Source organism: uncultured Microbulbifer sp. (assembly GCF_947489355.1).
In the GTDB taxonomy this organism is placed as follows: domain Bacteria; phylum Pseudomonadota; class Gammaproteobacteria; order Pseudomonadales; family Cellvibrionaceae; genus Microbulbifer.
This window is the reverse complement of the sequence record NZ_CANLDD010000006.1, coordinates 72664-93766: the sequence shown is the minus strand read 5'-3', so window position 1 is coordinate 93766 and position 21103 is coordinate 72664. Positions and strand designations below refer to the sequence as shown.

At 47.9% G+C, this 21103-nt stretch carries 14 protein-coding genes; 13 read left to right on the top strand and 1 reads right to left on the bottom strand.

The window, feature by feature from the left end; genetic code table 11:
• Positions 1–137: 137 nt before the first annotated feature.
• The 9 genes from Q1A48_RS04790 (at position 138) to Q1A48_RS04750 (ending at position 14201) form a co-directional block, all read left to right on the top strand.
• Positions 138–5084, top strand: coding sequence for an RHS repeat-associated core domain-containing protein (locus Q1A48_RS04790; protein ID WP_299941937.1), 4947 nt, complete (start codon positions 138–140; stop codon positions 5082–5084).
• A 7-nt stretch (positions 5085–5091) separates the two neighbouring features.
• Positions 5092–5685, top strand: coding sequence for a hypothetical protein (locus Q1A48_RS04785; protein WP_299941934.1), 594 nt, complete (start codon positions 5092–5094; stop codon positions 5683–5685).
• A gap of 735 nt (positions 5686–6420) precedes the next feature.
• Positions 6421–6666, top strand: coding sequence for a hypothetical protein (locus Q1A48_RS04780; RefSeq protein WP_299941931.1), 246 nt, complete (start codon positions 6421–6423; stop codon positions 6664–6666).
• Between the two features lie 529 nt (positions 6667–7195).
• Positions 7196–7402: a hypothetical protein gene (locus Q1A48_RS04775; RefSeq protein ID WP_299941928.1), complete on the top strand. Its 207-nt coding sequence runs from the start codon at positions 7196–7198 to the stop codon at positions 7400–7402.
• A 138-nt stretch (positions 7403–7540) separates the two neighbouring features.
• The gene (locus Q1A48_RS04770; RefSeq protein ID WP_299941925.1) at positions 7541–8167 is read left to right on the top strand and encodes a class I SAM-dependent methyltransferase; all 627 of its coding nucleotides are present in this window, start codon (positions 7541–7543) and stop codon (positions 8165–8167) included.
• A gap of 154 nt (positions 8168–8321) precedes the next feature.
• Positions 8322–8945, top strand: coding sequence for a LysE family translocator (locus Q1A48_RS04765; protein ID WP_299941923.1), 624 nt, complete (start codon positions 8322–8324; stop codon positions 8943–8945).
• 117 nt (positions 8946–9062) lie between these two features.
• Positions 9063–10223: an acyltransferase gene (locus Q1A48_RS04760; RefSeq protein WP_299941921.1), complete on the top strand. Its 1161-nt coding sequence runs from the start codon at positions 9063–9065 to the stop codon at positions 10221–10223.
• A gap of 279 nt (positions 10224–10502) precedes the next feature.
• On the top strand, positions 10503–11006 hold the full coding sequence (locus tag Q1A48_RS04755; RefSeq protein WP_299941919.1) for a hypothetical protein: 504 nt from the start codon (positions 10503–10505) through the stop codon (positions 11004–11006).
• A 1131-nt stretch (positions 11007–12137) separates the two neighbouring features.
• Positions 12138–14201, top strand: coding sequence for a fibronectin type III domain-containing protein (locus tag Q1A48_RS04750; protein WP_299941917.1), 2064 nt, complete (start codon positions 12138–12140; stop codon positions 14199–14201).
• Positions 14202–14332: 131 nt separating this feature from the next.
• Here the strand turns inward: Q1A48_RS04750 and Q1A48_RS04745 are convergent, their stop codons facing one another.
• The gene (locus Q1A48_RS04745) at positions 14333–15463 is read right to left on the bottom strand and encodes a VCBS repeat-containing protein (RefSeq protein ID WP_299941914.1); all 1131 of its coding nucleotides are present in this window, start codon (positions 15461–15463) and stop codon (positions 14333–14335) included.
• A 220-nt stretch (positions 15464–15683) separates the two neighbouring features.
• Between Q1A48_RS04745 and Q1A48_RS04740 the strand changes: the two genes are divergently transcribed.
• The 4 genes from Q1A48_RS04740 (at position 15684) to Q1A48_RS04725 (ending at position 21103) form a co-directional block, all read left to right on the top strand.
• Complete coding sequence (locus tag Q1A48_RS04740) at positions 15684–16193, top strand: N-acetyltransferase (protein ID WP_299941911.1); 510 nt, start codon at positions 15684–15686, stop codon at positions 16191–16193.
• Between the two features lie 526 nt (positions 16194–16719).
• Complete coding sequence (locus Q1A48_RS04735) at positions 16720–17964, top strand: HlyD family efflux transporter periplasmic adaptor subunit (protein ID WP_299941908.1); 1245 nt, start codon at positions 16720–16722, stop codon at positions 17962–17964.
• 13 nt (positions 17965–17977) lie between these two features.
• Entirely contained in the window at positions 17978–20407 is a 2430-nt protein-coding gene (locus Q1A48_RS04730) for an ABC transporter permease (protein WP_299941905.1), read from the top strand.
• A gap of 15 nt (positions 20408–20422) precedes the next feature.
• Complete coding sequence (locus tag Q1A48_RS04725) at positions 20423–21103, top strand: ABC transporter ATP-binding protein (protein ID WP_299941902.1); 681 nt, start codon at positions 20423–20425, stop codon at positions 21101–21103.

Genomic DNA, 21103 nt, shown 5'->3' with positions numbered 1-21103 from the left:
GGGTACACTTTTGTAACAGGGAAGTGGCTGCCCTTGGGAGATTGACCGCCGCGGTTAAGAAGATGAACGCAATAACTCTTTGCGATTTTTTTGATTAAAGTGAAAAAAGCTGGCTCACGACGTTTGAAGGATTATCCATGCAGCTAAGTGTCGAAAACAGGCAGGGCGTTCGTTATATTGTCAAGGCTGGCAGGGACTATCAGATGGATATTCCCTTGAAGGTCAGTGCCACCCAACTGCTGTCAATGTTCGATGACTCTGTGATTCAGGAGATTTACGATCACTTCTTTGGCGTGAACGGTATTTCCGGCAATGGGCAAAGTGCCAGTATCCAGTCCAGCCAAGCGGGAACAACGCCCCTGCCCTCGCTTTCCGAAGCACCTGGCCACCTCTCCCGGCAGGAACAGAAAATCTACCTGGCTTTGAATCAAAACCGCCTGATTATCGAAGAAGCCCCGTTCGCGGATGCGGCGCTTGCCGACAAACAGTCCGAACTGACCGCCAGGATTCGCAGGGGCTTACAGCAGATTATTGCTCAGGAACGCGCCGAGGCGGCATTAATCCAGCAACGCCACGAGCAGCGCTCCCCCCTGGAAAAGGTGGGGGCTTATATTGATCGCGGTGCTAAAGGCGTGGGCAATGCGGCCTGGGGCCTGGCGGTGTGGAGCAAGGATATTCTGGAGGTGGCGGCACTGGTGCATCCCCTCCGCCAGTCCATCGAATACAGTACCGCTACCGTCAACTACTTCCTGCACGACAAGAGTTTTGAGGAATCGGGCAGGGAGTACCTGTCTGCTGTGCAGCGGGAAGTGGTGGATGTACTGGGCTTCGATCCCTCCAAGATCACCAGGCAACAACTGGAGCTGGCCCTTGACGTGGCCCAACTGATCTATGCAGAGCCGGCTCTAAGGGACGCCATTTACCGCTTCGCCCGGGATTATGTCAAAGCCCAGCACAGTCTGGAAATCACCGAGCTGGCCGGCAGCGGCGCTTTCGAGATTATTCTCACCATCGTATTGGCCGCGGTTACCGGTGGTGCCGGAGCTGTAATCTCTCTGGTAAAAAATGCCCGTCTGCTGAAAGCCTTCCGCGGTATCGGCGAACTGATGCTGGACTTCGCCAAACTGAAAAAACAGCGCAGCCTGCTTGCCAGTAAGCGCGGCGGCAAGGCCAAGGGCAGTGGGGCCAATTTCTCCGATTTTAGTTCTACTGATGCTGCGGTGCCCCCCAGTGGCAGCGGCCCGTCTTCGAGTAACCCCGGTCCAGCCAGCAGTGGCTCAAGCGCCAATAAAAGTGGCAACCAAAGCAGTAACAACCATTCCGACGGAAGCTCCGCCAGCGCCCAGAACAGCCAGGCGGGCAATAGGAGTAATAGCAGCACATCCAACGAATCGGATAACACCAATAACCCGACCGGGGAAAACCACAACGGCGACAAAACCCAGCGCAATGCCAGGGCCCGTGAAGGTGGTGAACCGATCAACTTAAAAACCGGTGAAGAGCGCCTGACCCTGGTGGACGCGGTGCTGGACGGCCCGCTGCCATTTACCCTGGCGCGCACCTACCGCAGCAGTAACCCCATGGATTTTGGCCTGGGCCACGGCTGGACCCATACCCTGGGCGAACGCCTGGTATTGCGCCTCGGCAAAGCCGTAGAATTCCACGATGCCGAAGGTCGGGTGATCAGCCTGCCCGCACCGGGGGGCAGTGGCCGCAGCCACAACGTGGTGGAGCAGCTCAGCCTCAGTCGTGTCAACGACAAGCACTGGATTATCGCTCCCTACGGCGCCCCTAACGGAGTACAGAAACACTTCAAGGCCACCGGTGATAAAGGTGCCCTCAAGCTCGCGGAAATCCGCGATGGCTACGGCAACTACTACCTGCTCCACTATATCGGCGAACGCCTGGTCTGCATCGAGAGCAGTCTTGGCGAAGCCTTGCATATCAGCCCGCCCGCAGGAAAGGCCAACAGCCAGCGTATCGGTGAGCTGAAAAAAGAAACCCGCGATGGCCGTATTAAAGTACTCGCGCATTATGAGTACAGCGATGAAGGCGACCTGATCAAAGTCACCGACGCCGACGGCCACAGTGAGCAGTACCGATACCATCAGCACGTCATTAAGCAGCGCACCCTGAAAACCGGCTACCGCTTCCACTTTGAATGGGATGCCGAAGGCCCTTCTGCCCGCTGTGTGCGCCAGTGGGGCGACCCGATCGGCGGGCAGGATACGTACAACTACCAGTTCGACTGGGACGACGATGGCAAAGGCGTTACCGTCACCGACACCCGTGGTGGTAAAGAACGCTATCGCTTTAACGAGCGCGCCCTGCCCATTTACCACCGCAACCCGGAAGGGGCCGAGACGCTCTATAGCTACAACGACCTGGGCCAGGTTACCAGGGTACAGTTGCCCAGCGACGATGGCAGCCTGCGTGAGGAAATTTACCAATACGATGGCCAGGGTCGCCTGGTACAAAAGATCGATGCCGCCGGCAATAGCCACCGTATCGAATACAATAGCGAAGGCCTGCCCGCAAAAGTCACCGATCCCGCCGGCAATAGCTGGCAACGGGAATACAACAACAATGGCCAGGTCATTGCCAACAAAGACCCCTGCGGCAACAGTACCCGGTACGGTTACAACCCCGTTGGCCTGATCGGCAGTGTTACCGATCCTTTAGGCAATACCACCCGCTACCTGTGGAACCCCGAGGGCAATCTCGCCGCAGTCAAAGACCCCATGGGGCGCGCCCAACACTACCGCTACGACGGCGCCCGCCGCCTGGAAGCAGTGCAACACGCCCCCGGCCAGGTTACCCGCTATGAATACGACGCCCAGGATCGTATCCATGCGGTGACCACCCCGGACGGTGCCCGCACGCAATACAGCTACAATCCGCAGGGGTTACTTGCCGAGGTGACCGACTCAGAAGGCCGCAGTACCTGCTACGCCTACGACGGCCTCAGCCAGGTTAAGACCCGCATCAACCCGGACGGCAGCCGCCTGGAATATCATTATGACGGCGAGCGCAACTTAATCGGCCTCACCAATGAAAACGGCGAGCGCTACCAGCTTAAATACGACCTCAACGAACGCCTGATTGAAGAAGTGGGCTTTGATGGCCGCGTTACCCGCTACGCCTACAACCGCGCCGGCCACCTGGTCAGCTCCAGAGCCGTAACCGACACAGACAGCGGCAAAGGTATCGACACCATCTTCGAGCGCGACCCCTTCGGCCGCTTATTGGAAGAGACCACCCCGGATGGCATAACCAGCTTCCGCTACAACCGCAGCGGACAACTTATCAAAGCGCAAAATACCCACCGCAAACTGCGCTGGGAATACGACGCCAGTGGCCGCGTGACCGCCGACTGGCAGGGCAAGGACAAACTCAGCCACCAGTACGATGCCGCCGGCAACCGTATCGCCACTACCCTGCCCGATGGTGAAGTGCTCAATTTTGCCTTTAACCCCGCCGGTCAATTTCAAAGCGTGCACCGCCGCCCCTTGGGCAGCGATACCGATCAGCTGATCACCAGTATCAGCCACGACGAACAGGGCAGGGAAAGCCAGCGGCAACACGGCAATGGACTGGAAAGCCAGAGAGACTACGATCCACAAGGCCGCCTGCAAAAACTGCGACTGGGCAAAACCCGCAGTGCAAGCCAGGGCCCGGTGTCTGACCCCACCCAGGGCACAACCCCAATCCTGCAGCGCAGTTACCAGTACAACAAAGCCGGCCAGATCGCCAAAATCGAAGACAGCCTGCGCGGCACCCGCAGCTACCACTACGACGCCCTGGATCGCCTGACCCAGGTAGATAGCCCCAACCCCGAATACTTTGTGCACGACCCCGCACACAATATTCTTGCCGCCGCCAACGCAAAAGACGACGCCAAACAGCAGGCCAGCGCCACCGAAGTCAAAGGCAACCGTTTAGCCTTTCGCGGTGATACCCACTACCGCTACGATATGCACGGCAACCGCATCGCCGAACTGCGCGGCAAAGGGCAAAAACTGCAAACCCGTTATTACTACAATAGCCGCCAGCAACTGGTGCGGGTGGAAAAGCTCAAGGTAGAGAAGGGCACCGAGCAGTTCCAGCAGGTGATCCACTACCAATACGACCCCCTGGGCCGCCGTATTGACAAGGCGGACCATGGTGAGCAGACCCACTTCCTCTGGGATGGCGATACCCTGTTGAGGGAAATCAAAACCGATAGGCAAACCCGGCAGGAACTCAATACCCGCACCTACTATTTTGAGCCCGGCACTTTCAAGCCTGTGGCCTTAAAGGAAGACAACCAGCTATATCACTACCATCTGGACCACCTCGGCACCCCCGACACCCTCACTAACCAGGAAGGGGAAGTGGTCTGGAGTGTTGCCTACAAGAGCTATGGCAATATCGCCCTGGCCCATGAAAACCGGATGGAGCAGCCCATTCGCTTCCAGGGTCAGTATTTTGATGAAGAGACCGGGCTGCACTACAATCGGTTTAGATACTATGACCCGAAGGTGGGGGAGTTTACCCAACAGGACCCGATTGGGTTGTTGGGTGGGGTTAATAATTATCAGTATGTGCCGAATCCGGTTGCTTGGATTGATCCGTTTGGTCTCTCTTCGGGTGACTTAATAAGGTATAAACCCCGGAATGAATTGACGGCTCTGAGTGGGAGTAGAGGAGCAGCAATCAATCGTGCTTGGAAATTAGAGCGAGAATTGGTGTTGACTACTGGTCAAGGCACAAGAGATTGGTCAGCAGCTGAATTAGAGCTAATAAAATCAACCCCTAATAGCAAAAAACTCACTTCGGAAATGTCGAATATAGGTTATACAGGCCACCATATTAACTCTGTAAATGGTAATGGAGATTTGGGGGCCAAGTGGGCTGGAGATCCGAGAAATATTGTGTTCTTAGAAAATGAAAATCATCCTAATGGGTCAGCTACTTTTAATGAGCATATAAGTTCACCACAGGGTCATAGAGGTGATTACCATAACAGTAGTACGGGGAGGTTGATTGATCGACAAGCTATGGTCGATCAATATAAAGCATCTAAAACTAAAGACTGTCCTTAGGGAATCCATGAAAGATTTAGAGTGCTCGTTGCAGAAATTTGCCAACATTTTTGGCAGAGATGGTTTTGATATTGGAACGATAAAATATCAAGAAAAATCATCTATTAAGTACCCAGTTGAAATACCTTTTTCCGACGAATTGTTATTTTTCTATGAGCATTTAGACCTTTCTGAAAATGCGATAGTCGGAGGTGATTTGTTTTTACAGATCAATATGTTTAGTAACCTCGTGGGGTCTCAGTATGGATGGAAATGGGTGAAAAATATAGATGGAGCGATAGTTAAAAGTTCTATCTGGCAAGATGCGTGGGTTGTTATTGGCAATAAAAGCGGTGATGCGCTGATTGTAGATGTTTCGATCTCTCCAAATGTTGTTTATGGATCAATCCTTAAAGATCGTTTCAAGATTGCTAATTCCCTAAGCCGTTTCTTTGATGTTTTTTCTGACTGGATGGAATGTGAGCTGGTTGATTTTGATATGGAAGGTTGCGATGAGGACCTCAATCTAAAGCCTGATTTTTTAGAAAGGCTCAGATTCTTGGCTGAAGAAAAATTGAATTCTGATGAGGTCGATGGCTTTTTTAAATATTTTTTTAGTTGATTGAAGATGCGCGCGGTCAGGACAGCCTGGACCTCCGGCGCTCCGCGCCTCCAGGTAGTTCTCCGCTTCGCTTCACCCTGCACAGGCAAAACTGCATCCCCCTTCACCAGCGGGTGGGGGCTAAACTTGGTGTCGCTTAAAGCTTCATCTCGATTGAATTCTTGACATAAAGCGATTAGGGTAGTCCTGCTGTCATAGCACCCAGCCGCTTAGCTGGCACCAGTAAAGAATAATAAATAGAAAAAAACACCCAAACGATCACCGTTCAGCCCGCGAGGCGCCCTGTAAGGCAGCACTCGTGGGGAAACCCTAACCACAACAAATTTTCAACACAAAAAGAAGGACCGCATCATGGCCGCGTAAGTCAGGCGTAAGCGCCAGCCCCCGGTGCTAGAGACACCAGGGGATGGCTAACCCCAATAGATAACAGAGCTATCTAGCGAGGCTGTCTTGAATGATACGCCATACACTCGTTCGCCTTCAATAAACGTCTCCCTGAAGGCGCATTTTCCGAGTCACTCCGGCACCCGGCGGCGGAGTGTGCTGTGGCGTTGCGTGATGATTGGTGTGGTCTTTTACTTCAGCCGCGCACCGCCTCTCTTCCTACGCACCCTGTCTGCAAGTTTCCCTTTTCTTTTTCCCACAAGGATCGCACCTGCGGCGAGAGAAACCGCGCAAAGCGATACGCTGTTGCTACACCTTTCCGCCACAGGTGACATAAGGAGCCTATTCAAGATGCCTATATTACCCTGTCGATTATTTCAGCCAGTGGACCTGGGTGGGTATTTTATTATCACGCCAGTCGCCATCAGGGATAACGTTGTGGATCTGCACATTGCACCCAGCAGGGGCAACCGGGTGATGCGGGCCGTGCGGTTACTGCAATTGTTGGAAGAAGCCTGGGCGCTGGAGAAGTACCCAACCGATCAGCCCCCCGCCATCCTAAGGCCATTCAAGCACCGCCCCAATAAAAAGACGTAGCGCTGAGCGGGTACCTTGAAAGCCTGTGCAGCCCTGCAAACGCTTACCTTCTTGTACGCTCCCTGGGGAGGTAAGCGCAGGCAGGACGGCAAGACAATGGATTTCCGTCCCTCTTGGTACCGCTGTAGATACGCAAGGCTCAATCGCTGCAGGCGGCGCTGCCGTAACTGTACCGAAAAGCTGTGTCAACGGGCGAGAGGGAGCCCGCCCTGGCGATATACCTGTTTGGATCGTGGTGCAGCTCTATAGGCAATATGATCAGATATGAGCCGATATTTCGATCACCGTGACCGTTATTTTCCCAGTGAAGGCTTATTCTTCTTAAAAACCAATAAATACAGAGGGTTACATTTATTGGGGGTTTTTGGGATACTGGTTGTAGTGATCATTATTCCAGGTGGCTCGATAGTACTAAATTACTGTATTAGATTGTTTTGCAGTAATTTTTTAATAGTTTGGCGTGAAAAAAATCCAGAAATACTGATCAGTATGCAAATGTTAGAGCTACCAATAAGATCGAGTGTGATTAATGTTCAAACAAATATGGAAGGGTTGGACTACAAGTGTTTCAGTTATCTTTACACCGCTATTTTTAATTGCTGCTTTGGTACAACCTGAAGCCCCTGACAATATGCTTTTAGTCGTGCCATTAGTTCCGGTCATCGCTGCTGGGCAAGGTGTGTTAATTGGGGAGCTGGTTTGTCTTGGTCTCAAAATATTGTCATTTAAAAATTAGCATGATTGACACAAACTCTAACAAGCAGCAGCACGGTCGCCCCTCAAAAAACACGGGATGGACGACCTATGCTATGCTTCAGCCCCCCGTGTACTGAGCGTTATGAGCCAGAGCTTTATCCGTCTAATGGAGATTGATATGAATATATCTGAAAAGTTTTGGAATAAAAAAGCAGAAGGGTATGCAAAGAGTCCGATTTCCGACGAAGAGACTTATAAGAGGAAGCTTACCGAAACGCAAAGCTTGTTAGAGAAAAAAATGCGGCTTTTAGAGTTTGGCTGCGGAACAGGAACAACCGCAATGCATCACGCACCACATGTATTGCACATTGATGCGATTGATATATCTGAGAACATGCTTGATATTGGTCGTGAAAAAGCCAGCAAAGCAAGTATTGAGAATATTACGTTCACTCGTTCAACTCTGATTGAGTTCAACGCAGATGCAGCTAGTTTGGACGTTGTTTTAGGTTTAAATGTATTGCATTTACTACCAGATAGACAGTATGTACTCACTGAAGTGGCTAGAATCTTAAAACCTGGGGGCGTTTTCGTTAGTAGTACCGCTTGCCTAGGTAATTCGTACCTCCGCTTTATTAAACCTATTGTGCCTCTAGGGAAACTCCTAGGGGTAATGCCTGATGTGTATGTACTGACGAAATCTGATTTGGCTAGCGAAGTCCATAATTCTGGATTTACGATTGAACGCCAGTGGCATCATGGAATTAAGGATGCTGTTGTTTTTATGGTTGCGCGGAAATTATAAAGTTATTTATGCTCGTGTGGTTAGTCGCTTGAGCGGATAACTGTCTCAAAACAAGTCAATAAATAGCGCGCCTGCGGCGCCAAACCGCTTACACTGTGCTTTGCTGCGTTTGAGCTGCCGGTTATTGAGATATTAGCTACCTTGGGAGATTTCTGTGCAGTTTGAAAGTTGGTTAGCTTTTTGTTCCATTGCATTATTAGCTACAGCAACACCTGGACCGGCAGCTTTATTGGTTTCAGTGAATAGCTTATCCGTTGGTTTTAAGAAGTCTCTGGTGACAGTTCTAGGAAATATTTCTGGACTCTTTATAATGTCAGGGTTTTCTGTACTTGGGTTGAGTGTAGTTGTGCTTCATTCAGCCATAGCATTTACTGCCGTAAAGATTCTGGGAGCGATGTATCTTATCTACATGGGATTCAAACTATGGAGAAATGGTATAGGGAAACTTGAGGGCAGTATCTCTCAAAACGCTAAAGTCAGCATTTTTGGTTTGTATGCACAAGGTATATTTGTAGCATTAACAAATCCCAAAGCAATTGTGTTCATAACAGCATTATTCCCCCAGTTTATCTCAGGTTCAGAGCCGTTATTACCTCAGTTTACATTTCTGGTATTCAGTTTTATGTTCTTGTCATTTATATGTTTGTCCACGTACTCTCTGTTGGCACAAAGCGCCAGGTTCAGCGCAAATCGTGTGGTTTCGGGTAAAGTGCCGGGTAGAATATTTGGTTCAACCTTTATAGGTGCTGGTTATTTCTTGGCAACAGCATCAAAGTAACCGGCAGCTATCAAGTAAAGGCACTCGACGTCAAAACTTCAGCTTCGCTATGGTTTTGACGCAGGTGCTTTAGGGGTTATAAGTCACTAGGGTTCTACGCAGTATGGAAAGAACAATATGATTATAAATAGGATTTCAGAACTGGATTGGTTAAGAGTTGGTTTAATTCTGGCAGTATTTTTACATCATGTGTTGATGCCATTTAACGGGGATGGTTGGCATATCATGAATAGTGAATCTAGTAAATTACTGGATGACATCATGGTATATTTTGAGCAGTTTAGGCTGCCCGCACTATTTTTTATTGCGGGCGCAGGTAGTGTCTTGCTTCTTCGCAGGATAAGTGCTTTGCAATTTTTGCGTGAAAAGTTCTTTCGCCTATTTATTCCTTTGATGGTGGGAATGCTGTTCATTGTCCCGCCACAAAATTTTATAGAGAACATTGGCGACTACGAATCGTACTGGCAAGCATTTCCTACGTTAGCACTTAAGTTTGATTCAAATCACCTCTGGTTTATTGAATATCTGATTGTTTTCGCCCTATTCGCTATCCCTTTGCATATTTTTTTAAAATCGAAACCGGCAATGTTGATTAAGTCTGGTTTAGAAAGGCTATCATTTATCCCAAGCGGACTATTTTTTCTGGTTGCGGTGTTGATTGCAATTAGGGTTGGATTAAAAATATATTTTCCAGAGAATGACCAAACTATTGGTAATCCAGCTTCTTCTTTGTTCTACCTATTCTTTTTTGTTTCAGGGATGTCTTTCATCCAGTCTCAGATTGTTTGGCAGTCAATCAGTAAAAACCGTCGAGCCAATATGATGTGGTTGATTGTAAGTTCTCTGATCTTCTATGGATATTATTACTCTCCAGACTTAAGCAGGTATTTATCCTTGCAAACTCGCTGGTCAATTTGGTGGCTCGTCTGTTGTTTGGTTGCTTGGTCGGCGTTACTGACCCTAATAGGATATACCCAGCATTACCTAAAAAACACACCTGAATGGCTTAAGCTCAGCAATGAGCTAATTTACCCTTTTTATATTTTTCATCAAACAGTCATAGTTGTGATTGGTTATTATGTGATTAGCTGGCCAATATCGCTGGGATATAAGGCTTTGATATTGCTGGTAAGTTCTTTATTAGTAACGACAAGCATATGCTTGTTGGCTGTATATCCGTTCAACATGTCACGCAGACTGTTCGGCCTTAAGCCGGAAAAAGTTAGTGTGAGCGATGATATGGCTTATAATAAAGCGCTGCACCGGACAGGTCGGTGATCGCGGCGTTAGGCGCAATGTAGTTCAAGCCTCCCTAATAAAAAATGGTAAACTAACAAGGGGTAATATTGAATTAATTGAGTTTTGAACACTACCGCATTTTTTATGGTATTGTATTAATCAATAAGTTACAGTTCCCGCTGATTAATCACTGCAGAAATAACTGGAGTATTAAATAAAACTGAGTCACGGAACAATAGAAAGTCAAGTTATGGAGGATGCTTCGTAGCTGCCATCGAAAGGACAATAAACAACTGGCTAAAACACAAGGAGTGTTACATGAAGTTCTTATACTTAGTATTTCTACTGAATAGCTCGTTTGCGGCTGACAAGGAGATTACTGCGGTCACTGAAGTTGCGCAGCAATACACAGAGTCTCAACACAAGGTATTACCCACTCTGGTAGAAAACGCACCGCGCCTGTTTGCCCTGAGGACACCCAGCGTTGCCAGGGCGCCGCTGGCCTGGAATTCCAATGGCACCCTGTCCGGCTTGGATACCGTTGATACGTTCGAGGACACCGCCAGCCAGAACACCACTTACAGGTACACGGTTAGGGGCGCGGGCTCAGGCTCCAACGTCCTGACCGTCAAGATCCAGCAGAAGAAGGCCGGCGGCGGTTGGCAAACGCGGATCATCAAGGAGTTGAACATGCCCTCTGAGACGAAGTCCGGCAGCTTCGTGGTCAACGACTACCGCGAAGGCAACCAGGAGACGATCCGTTTCCGTTTCTCGCGCAAGGTTGGGACCAAGGCCATCAACTGGTACGTGCGCAGGGACTAGGAGCCTATTGAGTTTGTTTTCTTGTGATAGGCCCTAAGGAGTGTGATACAGAACGAAAGAAATTTTCGTGCATGGCACTACCTGAATAAAAAAGGAAATTGAGCGCTGTTATTGGGGCTCAAAAAACGGTGTAGCCCCCTGATACACGCAAAGTTTCCTTTAGGCGCCTCGCTTGGTTGGAGGAAACCCACGAAGAAAAGTGCGGTATAGAGACTCCAGCGCAGTGATTTTAGAAAACACGCAATGCGTAGCCTACAGCCGATTGCTGCAATGCGTTGCGGTCCCTCGGCACTCCACCGAACGGGAAAGCCATAGTCGCCGTTGAGCAAGACGTTATATTAATTAGGCAGAACAACAACTCGAAACTAAGTCTCCCAATCCGCATCCTACTTATCCACCCAGCCGGGCCGTTCAATTATAAAGCAGATAAAAGCTACTCCGTCTGTGCGAAAACCTAAATGAACCTATGTAGCTTATGGGACATTATATGCTGACACCAATAATGATTATAACTATAAAGAAACACCTGATTAATTCAATCCTGCCTTAGTGGGGATTGAGGTTGTGACCACGAAGATCACTTAATATCAGGTACAACCTGCACGCAGCACCACAAACCAGCAGTATTAGAAAGTCCACTGGGGCATCAAAGGACAGTAAGCATATAGAGCCTGGTCAATTGAAAGGGAAAATCGAATTGGTAGCACGATACATTTGACTAGAGTTCAATCTGTTGGAAGTAGTGTTAACCCCGCAACCAAATAAGTTACCGGGTTATTAATCCGGCGACCATATAGTTCTGTATAAAATCCACTCTGATATTAGAGTGACCCACATCAGACAAAACTATATGGCCGTAAGTTAATAGCAGTCCGAAAATTGTCACTTAAAGGATAGGGCATTTCTAAAAATTACTTTTTTGGTGGCCATAAGCACCGAGTAATGGGGGCTCCAGGGCTATAAAATTAAGGAAAACTCAATTTCTAGAGATGCCCGATAGAAATTCTCGAAAATTTCAGGCAGGATGTTTTATGTGAAGGTTAAATTAGGTATTTTACATCTCCTATATGACTTTCTGGTCTATAAGACTTGCTTTACAAAAAAAATAACTAAGCTTTGAGTACGCAGACAATGAAATACGTCAAGTATATAGCCTTAGCGGCAGTAGTTCCAAAAATGGTATTTGCAGCTGCAGTTTCCCTGCAAAGCGTAGAAGTTCAAAGAATCGAACCCTGTCTGGAACCATTAACTACCCGTGAAATCAGTCAGCAAAACGAAATAATTAAACCAGATCCATGCGCCCCAGGTGGTGGCGGTGGTGGCGGACCCTATGGTCCACCCAGCACGCCTCCGTCAATAACCTATCCAGCTTACACTAATACTAATTCTATAAAGATCAGCTGGGCTGCCAGTTACGGGAATGGTTATCCAGTTACATATGAGCTTTACGAAAGTAAAAATAATGGGGGATGGGCAAAGATCTACACAGGATCTTTGCCCAGTCGCGTGCTGAGCAACAAGACTGCGGGAAAGTACCGGTATAGGGTGTTGGCCAAAAACGCCAGTTTCAGCAGCTCTTATCGTTATGGAAATTATTCCCTCATTAATCCCAGGCAGGAATCCAACCTGTACTCAAAATATCCCACGACCATGAGCACTCTGGATTCAGAAAATTATCAATTTCGAACTGTAAATTCAGCAGCCAAAACAGGTTTGAAAAGAGATTACCCGGAAGGACAAAGTAGCTCAATGAATACAGATGAGGGCAGATTCCATTTGGGCAATGGCTTTGATTTGGTTAGAGGATCTCTTAAGGAAACCTGTTTAAATGTCAATCACCCGGATTTTGTCATCACGCAAACACCACCTTATCAGGCGAGCACCTTTGATATCAGCTACGTAAACGATAATCGACATCTGGCGCAACTGTTGGATGTTTCCTCTTCCGCACAAATTGGTTTTTCAACAGATGACTTCAATTTGGGTCTGTCCGGCGAGAAGGAACGCTATGTCAACTCAGTTTCGGACGAAACCTATGTTCGATATGTCGTTAAAGTGAAAAACAGGCGTGAATTCTGGAGTCTGAGTACACCGGTAAATGCAATCCATCCGGCATTGGTCAGCAACGTATTGTCACCCAATGATGACGAAGCCAAAGCAGACTTTAGGGAACGCTGTGGAGATAACTATATCAACAGCGTCAATATCGGATCGGGACTCTACCTGGTGTTTAGATTTAGTGCCAAGGCATACAGTTATCAGGAGCGGGAGGCTGCAAAGGCAGAGCTGAGCTTAGCGATAGGAGACGTTTTTCAAGCTGGTGGCGCTACGGATTCTTCGTCATCGTTCACTGAAACCCTAGACAGGTTAAACGTTGAAGTAAGAGCGGACCAGATCGGAGGGCCTCCCGGCGTGGCCGCTGGAATTGCGCTTAATGGTTTAAATGTTGTAGACAAATATAATCAATTTGTACAGGATACCAATCCTTCAAATTGGGCGGCAGTGGATTACTCCACCAATAATTATCAACGGCCAACCGTGTACAATGCGTATGCACACAGTCAAATATTCGCCGATTACACAGGGAGTCAGGGTCCTTTGGCGCAAATGCGGCGCTGGCTGGACATCAGTGTTCAGCATAGGGAGCGTTGTGATCTTTACGGTGCATACAACAAAAATTCGCCAACCCAGTGCCACACATCAATAGGGGAAATCAGTACCGCTATGGACTTGTGTCGGGAAACCCGTAATTGGGACCAATGCGTACACCCGCATCAGTACAATACAGGCAGCCTGACCACCACATCACCGGGAACTTACCTCTTAGGCTGGCTTTCAACCAATGTTAAAAAGCTAAATGAAGACACCAACACAGAGGATTATGACCATCACGTATACAAACGCTCATTAAATGTTGATGATCGTACGTGTTTGAAAAATTCACAGTGCTTCTTAAATCCCTACCGGGGTAGTGGACCTGGAATCGGCAAAGGGTTTGACGTTTTCAGTTATTACTATGACAACCCCAGGGGTGGCTCTAGAAGCTACTCGGTATATCCTCAGCATTGCGCAAGGACTCAGGTGTTTCTCGATACCGGAAACTGGATCCTCGCTGATACCACTGCAGATTGGGAGTACTCGGTTAGGGTGGAAGGCTTATGCCCTGACGCTGAAGATTTCCTTGTGATACCTTAGCAGGCTGCTGAAAAAAGCTATATCAGCAGCCCGCTGCCCCGAACACGGACGTTCGGGCCGCAAATCAAGCGTGTAACTGCTTGATTTGTCGTGACAGTATCGCATCTGAGCTTACTCAGGTCTGCCAACCATCACTCCGTTTGGCTAAGATATACGACTGCGGCTTTACTGTCTCCATCAGCAATAATCAGGTCGCTGTTTCCATCTCCATTGAGATCTGCCAAGGCCACACCCCATGGGTTAGGGATGTTGGCATCTTTGAATCTTATGGTCTCGACCTTCGTTTTATTGCCGAGCACAGCGAGCAGTTCACCGGACCAGTTAGCCACCAGTGCATCTTCAAGGCCATCGTCATTGATATCACCAACGGCTATCTGCTTGGCACCAGGGGGAGTGGTTATTGCGGTTTTGTTGGCTTCATTGAATGTTCCATCACCGTTCCCTGGGATAACGGTGACAGAACTGCCATTTGAGCCGACAAGCATATCCAGCTTCCCGTCGCCATTCATTTCTGCCAATTCAACAACAAAGGGGGATACATAGGGGGCCAGCTTTTTCAGGGTAAAAGATGGGCTGTTTGAGCCAGTATGGGTCACAATGCCAATCTCCCTTGGGTTGGGAGTCACCATATCAATGCGCCCGTCACCGTTGATGTCACCGATCGCAAAGCCTCGATAGGGGTCCCCTCCGGCGTTGATCAGCTGGCCGGGTGTTGTGAAGCTGCCATTGGCCAGCCCCTTAAAGTAACGCATGCCATTGTCATCACGGCTATCAACAATCAGGTCTACTCTGTTGTCGCTGTCAAGATCAGCCAGCTTAACCACATGTATATGGGGTTTCACGTCTATTTTCAGCGGCGATTGAGGCGATGGTTGAAAGCCCCCCTTTCCATCACCCAGCAGTAAGGTGACGTAGGCGGTTTCGTGGTTGGCCACCACCAAATCGGCATTGTCGTCTTTATTGAGATCGGCAACTGCCATATCTGCCGGATTCTCACCCACCGGGACACTGCCCACTTTGGCTAAACCGCCCCGTCCATTACCCTGGTAAATCGCGGCATGACTGGCGGTATAACTGGAAAAAATAACATCCACAGCGCCGTCAGAATTGAAATCCAGAACGGTAATGGCCGGTTGGCCTGCACCGACATTCAGCGGAGTAGGTTTGAAGGTGATATTGTCGATTTCGACGGCTTTTGCCTGAAAAATAAATGAGTTGACCAAGAGAAGTAGAGAATAGACCACATGCTTATGCTGAATCATATCGCCACCTGGATTCGATGAACTTTTCACCACTCTATCGCGAAAACGGGGATATCGCTAGCAGGCTGATGAAACAGACGGTGTGTCCAGGAGGAAGTTGACCAAGGAGAAAATAGGGAGTTGATGGGGTTTCAATGCCTACTGAGTGGATTATTATAGCCATCACTGTTTGCTGCCGTCCCCTGGGACATTAGTCATTCCAACATGGAACACTGACTCAATGATCGAAATCCGTCAAGAAAAACCTGAAGACAGCGACGCGATCCACCGCTTGAACCTGGCCGCGTTCAATAACGGCCCTGAGGCGGCTCTCGTCGATAGGCTTCGCAGCAATTGCGAGAAATATATCGCGTTTGTGGCTGTCGAGCACGGTGCAGTTGTTGGATACATCTTGTTCACCCCGGTGACTATTGATGTATCGGCCTCTGTTGGCATGGGGCTGGCACCCATGGCGGTATTGCCGTCCTATCAGAGAAAAGGCATTGGCTCTCGGCTGGTTCTCCACGGCCTTGCGTACTTGCAAAAGTCCCATTGCCCATTCGTCATCGTCCTGGGACATGCGGAGTATTACCCACGCTTCGGCTTTGAAGTGGCATCGAGATACAAACTCCGCAGCCAATGGGAAGGTGTACCAGATCAAGTATTTATGGTCTTTGTGTTCAATAAGGCCGCCTTACCAAAACAAGGCGGGGTAGTAAGATACCGGGAAGAATTTAATGATGCCCTGTAAGCGGCTAACAAAGGGGTAACAGATTTCTCGGTGTGACTTTTTAGTCGACAGCCTTGCCCATGAAGGTATCAATAGCGAAATACTGCCTATTTGACCACTGTCCTGATCGTTACCTGCCTTGCTTTTCCTGTTTCGACACTTCGGGGCTTTTTGGATTAGCCAGTACCACCACACCCTGGTTGCAAAATGGATTTCGTTACTTGTACAGGGCTGACTCTACCATGCTGCTCTCCTGGCTGACTTGGGCTGCTGCAGGGTATTGGGCGGCCTTATCATTTGGACTGTACACTCTTTAAAGCCACCGTTAACCCGTGACATTCTCCATTCGGTTACCGTCAAAAAATGCATTGCTGGTCAAAAAGTGAGCAAATCTGTACGTGTATAGAATTTTGCGAACATTAGATAAGGCACTTTCATCGTATTTCCCTGCGTCTTATCCGCAAGCAACTGGGCTTTATCGATTGGCTACTGAAAGTAAAAACCCCACCCTTTATTGTACCAATAACACAATAAGGAGGCTTTGGGAGTGGATATACCGCAAGCTAAACAGCCCAAACTGGCTTTAAAACCACTAAAGATTTTCGTATTCATAATTTCAGTGATTGTGCTTGCCGCCTGGGGAATCCTGAGACATCGACCAGACGCTATCACTGTGAATATGAATGAACTGGTAATTGACAGTGTGAAGCGCGGGCAATTTATTCGAGATATTCGCGCGCCGGGTACATTACAGCCCCAAACATTTCGCTGGATTGCCGCCACTTCCAGGGCAAGGGTCGAACAAATCCTTGTTCAACCCGGCGCAAAATTAGAAATTGATACCATTATCATGCGCCTTTCGAATCCAACTCTGACACGTGAGCTAGAAAGGGCCACCTATGCGCTTGAGGTCGCACAAGCTGAATTTAATGCTTTGGGGAAACGTCTTAAAAGTGACGCTTTGGCTCAAGAAGCAATGGTAATCGATTATCAGGCCAGATTCGAAAATGCCGATTTCAGACTCAAAGCCAATGAAGCACTAAAAGACCTGCAGATCGTTTCCGTTTTGGATGTGAAAGAAAATAAGCTGCTTCAACAACAATATCAATCCCGGCTACGCATAGAGAAAAAGCGCCTGCAGCACCTAAAGGAGCTTCATCTAGCTGAATTGGCAGCCAAACAAGCCCAGGTTAACCAGGCACGAAGTGCGCTTAAACTTCAGCAAAACCTTGAAAGTGATTTGAATGTAAAGGCTGGATTAACCGGGGTATTACAATTTATTCCGGTAGAGCAAGGACAGCAGCTAAATACAGGCGATATTTTAGCCAGGGTTGCCCGGGAAGAGGATCTTAAAGCTGAGCTCAGGGTTCAGGAAAGCCTGATCAAAGACGTAGTATTAGGGCAAAAAGTAGTGATTAGTGCCGGGGGGAATCGTGCTACTGGAAGCATAAGTCGCATTGATCCGGCTGTACAAAATGGTGTGGTTTTGGTTGACGTGATTTTTGATGAGGCAAGCTTAACCGGTGCAAGGCCGGATTTAAGGGTAAATGGTGTAATAGAAATAGCGCGAGTAGAAAACGCTTTAACGATCAGAAGGCCTGTGCAAAGCCAGGAAAACAGTAATAACAATCTCTACCTAGTGAATGAAAGGCAGGCTAAGTTGGTAGCAGTATCCCTGGGAAGTGGATCAGTTGACCGAATCCATGTCACCGGTGGACTTCAAGCCGGTGACAAAGTCATTGTTTCTGATATTTCGCAATTCAATCAACGTCCTCTGATTAGCCTTCAATAGTACAGGAATCATCATGCACCGTTTGTTACAAGACACTGGATATGCCTGGCGGGCTGCTAAAAAAAGACCGGCAATCAGTGCGTTAATTGTTATCACATTTGCGTTAGGAATAGGCGCTAATAGTGCAATATTCAGTATGGTCTATCATGTTATGTTTGCACCATTACCCTATTCAGAAGGAGATAAGCTGGTACGCCTACAACAGCATCAACCGATCGCGGAAAGAATGGATTTTGGTTCATCGGTACAGAGTTTCTTCGATTACAGAAGTTTGACAACGGGGCTGGACTCCCTGGTTGAGTATCATTCCATGCAATTCACTCTGTTGGGCGACGGTATGCCCAAAAGGGTTCAGACGGGTGTTGTGAGTTGGGATTTTTTTAACATGCTGGGAATTAAGCCCCTATTGGGGCGTGATTTTTCTTATGGTGAAGACGAACCCGGTGCCGAACCTCTTATTCTGCTTTCTTATCGATACTGGCAGCAGCATTTTGGGGGAAGGGAGAATGTAGTGGGTATCAGCCTTGAAATGAATAATGCCGTACATACAGTGATTGGTGTCCTGCCGCCCATGCCAGCTTACCCGAATGATAACGATATTTATATTTCGGCGGCAAGTTGTCCGTTTCGTTCCAGTGAGGGCATGATCAATAACCGAAGCACAGGTATGTTGACGTTATTTGGAAAGCTTAAAGAGAACGGTGACCTGGAAAGAGTAAGTAGAGAAGTCAACACCATTGCAGGGCAGTTACAGGCACAATATCCGGATGACTACCGTACCAGCAATGGCTACAGTGCAAATTTGGTATCGTTAAAATCTGAAATGATCGGTGATTCTGCCAACACTTTCTTGTTACTGTTGATTATTTCAGGATTAGTAGTACTCATTTCCAGCGCTAATGTTGCTAATCTTAATCTGGCTAGAGCTTCTTCGCGTAGTCAGGAACTTGCTATTCGAGAGGCCATTGGCGCAAGCCCTGGGAGAATAGCGCAACAGCTTTTAACAGAAAGTATTTTATATGCCTTAGCTGGCGGGTTCGTCGGTCTACTATTGGCCTACCCCTCGCTTGCACTTTTATCTGACTTTTCTTCGCGTTATACACCCCTGGCTAGCGAAGTAAAAATGGATGCTATGGTGTTGATATTTTCCCTGGTTGTGTCTGTAGTTGCAGGATTGATCAGTGGTAGTGCAGCAGCATTTAGCAGAAGAAACATCAATAATGCTTTAAAAGAAGGGGGAGATAAGGTTACCGCCAGCATCACTGGACAGAAGTGGCGAAGCGTATTGTTGATTATTCAGTTGGCTCTGTCATTTGTTATACTGACGGTTTCAGCCCTGGTGACTGTGAGCCTGTATAAACTCAGCAACCAGGATACTGGCTTTAACACTGAAAGTGTTTTGGCGATAAACCTGGACCTCAACTTTACCAACTATACTAACGGTCAGCAGGTACGTGATTTTGCCCGCAATTTGCTCAGAGAAGTATCAGCACTGCCAGATAGTGAACAAGTCAGCGTCTCGGCCAGTTTTCCTCTTGCTTCAAATGTGCTTGGCCCAAGCAGCTTCGAAACACAAAGGCAAAATCTGAATCAGGACGACGTTCGTCCAAGGGCTAGAGTGGTTGCCGTTTCCCATCAATTTCATTCTTTATTGGGTATCGCTCTATTGGAAGGGCGTTATTTCAATGAGTCAGATGATGAAAACAATTCTGGTGTAGTAGTGATTAACCGTAGTCTTGCTGAGCAGTTTTTTGCTGGTGCGAGCCCACTTGGTGAAAGACTATCCATAGATGGGGGGAAAAACTGGCTCCAAATTGTTGGAGTGGTGGCAGATGTCAGAGCTACCGGACTTGATCAAACAGAGGGAGCGGCATTTTATGTCTCCTTTATGCAATTCCCTTCAGGGCAGGTTAGATTGTTGGTTAAGTCACGCGGTTCACCTTATCAGTTGCAGCACCCTATAACAAAAATTGTTGGTCAACTGGACCCTCAGCAAGCGATTGCATCAGTGCAATCAATGTCAGATATAAAAGAAGACTGGTTAACCACACCTACATTGATTGCCAGTTTATTGGGATTGTTCGGGTTGTTATCTCTCCTTATTACCTTGTCAGGTATTTTCGGTGTGGTCTCATACAACATAGGCCAGCGATTAAGAGAAATTGGAATACGTATTGCCGTTGGTGCCACACCTAAATCCATCATGGGATTGATACTTAAACAAAGTATAAGTGTAATCGCAATTGGTATTGGCATTGGGCTGGTTGTCATGTCGTTGCTTGGCAATTACCTTCAAGGTGTTTTGTATCAAACAAGCGTGTTTAGTCCATTTGTATATCTGACAAGTTTAGTCGTGTTAGTTCTGGCAGCCCTTATGGCTGTCACGACGCCAACATTAAAAGCGACCAAACTCGACCCTTCTTCCGCCCTGAGAAATGAATAAGTTAAAGGAAATATGATGAACGATACACAGCCCCTTATCCAGTTGGAGTCTTTATGTCGCTATTTTAATAGTAACGGCATGGAGACCCGCGCAATTCACAACCTTGACCTTGAAATATATCCTGGAGAATTTGTATCTATCTCTGGCCCATCTGGATGTGGGAAATCCACCTTATTATCCGTATTGGGCCTGCTAGATGGTGCGACCAAAGGCAATTATTACTTGAAGCAGCACAAAGTTGAACACTTCGATCTTTACCAAAGGGCTGCATTACGAAACAAGGAAATTGGATTCGTTTTTCAGGCGTTTAACCTGATTGGTGATATGACAGTCTTCGAAAATGTGGAATTACCCCTTACCTACAGTTTTGAATCAAAAAGCGAACGAAAACAACGAGTTATGGAGAAACTCGATCAAGTTAGCATGGCCCACAGAGAGAATTATTACCCCGCACAATTATCGGGAGGGCAGCAACAAAGGGTTGCTGTGGCAAGGGGAATGATCATTAATCCTTCCATACTTTTGGCCGATGAGCCTACTGGGAACCTGGACTCTGCAAATGGCGAAGAGATCATGGAGCTACTGGATCAATTAAATCAGCAAGGCACAACGATTTGTATGGTGACGCATGATTCTCGTTTTGCACAAAGAGCCACCAGAACCGTCGAACTGCTGGATGGACAGTTATTGCAATAA

Bases quoted from the DNA above. Each gene is read 5' to 3' on its own strand.
- Q1A48_RS04790 (WP_299941937.1), top strand. From the start codon at position 138: ATGCAGCTAAGTGTCGAAAACAGGCAGGGCGTTCGTTATATTGTCAAG.
- Q1A48_RS04770 (WP_299941925.1), top strand. From the start codon at position 7,541: ATGAATATATCTGAAAAGTTTTGGAATAAAAAAGCAGAAGGGTATGCA.
- Q1A48_RS04745 (WP_299941914.1), bottom strand. From the start codon at position 15,463: ATGATTCAGCATAAGCATGTGGTCTATTCTCTACTTCTCTTGGTCAAC.
- Q1A48_RS04740 (WP_299941911.1), top strand. From the start codon at position 15,684: ATGATCGAAATCCGTCAAGAAAAACCTGAAGACAGCGACGCGATCCAC.
- Q1A48_RS04725 (WP_299941902.1), top strand. From the start codon at position 20,423: ATGAACGATACACAGCCCCTTATCCAGTTGGAGTCTTTATGTCGCTAT.
- Q1A48_RS04775 (WP_299941928.1), top strand. From the start codon at position 7,196: ATGTTCAAACAAATATGGAAGGGTTGGACTACAAGTGTTTCAGTTATC.
- Q1A48_RS04750 (WP_299941917.1), top strand. From the start codon at position 12,138: ATGAAATACGTCAAGTATATAGCCTTAGCGGCAGTAGTTCCAAAAATG.
- Q1A48_RS04730 (WP_299941905.1), top strand. From the start codon at position 17,978: ATGCACCGTTTGTTACAAGACACTGGATATGCCTGGCGGGCTGCTAAA.
- Q1A48_RS04785 (WP_299941934.1), top strand. From the start codon at position 5,092: ATGAAAGATTTAGAGTGCTCGTTGCAGAAATTTGCCAACATTTTTGGC.
- Q1A48_RS04780 (WP_299941931.1), top strand. From the start codon at position 6,421: ATGCCTATATTACCCTGTCGATTATTTCAGCCAGTGGACCTGGGTGGG.
- Q1A48_RS04755 (WP_299941919.1), top strand. From the start codon at position 10,503: ATGAAGTTCTTATACTTAGTATTTCTACTGAATAGCTCGTTTGCGGCT.
- Q1A48_RS04760 (WP_299941921.1), top strand. From the start codon at position 9,063: ATGATTATAAATAGGATTTCAGAACTGGATTGGTTAAGAGTTGGTTTA.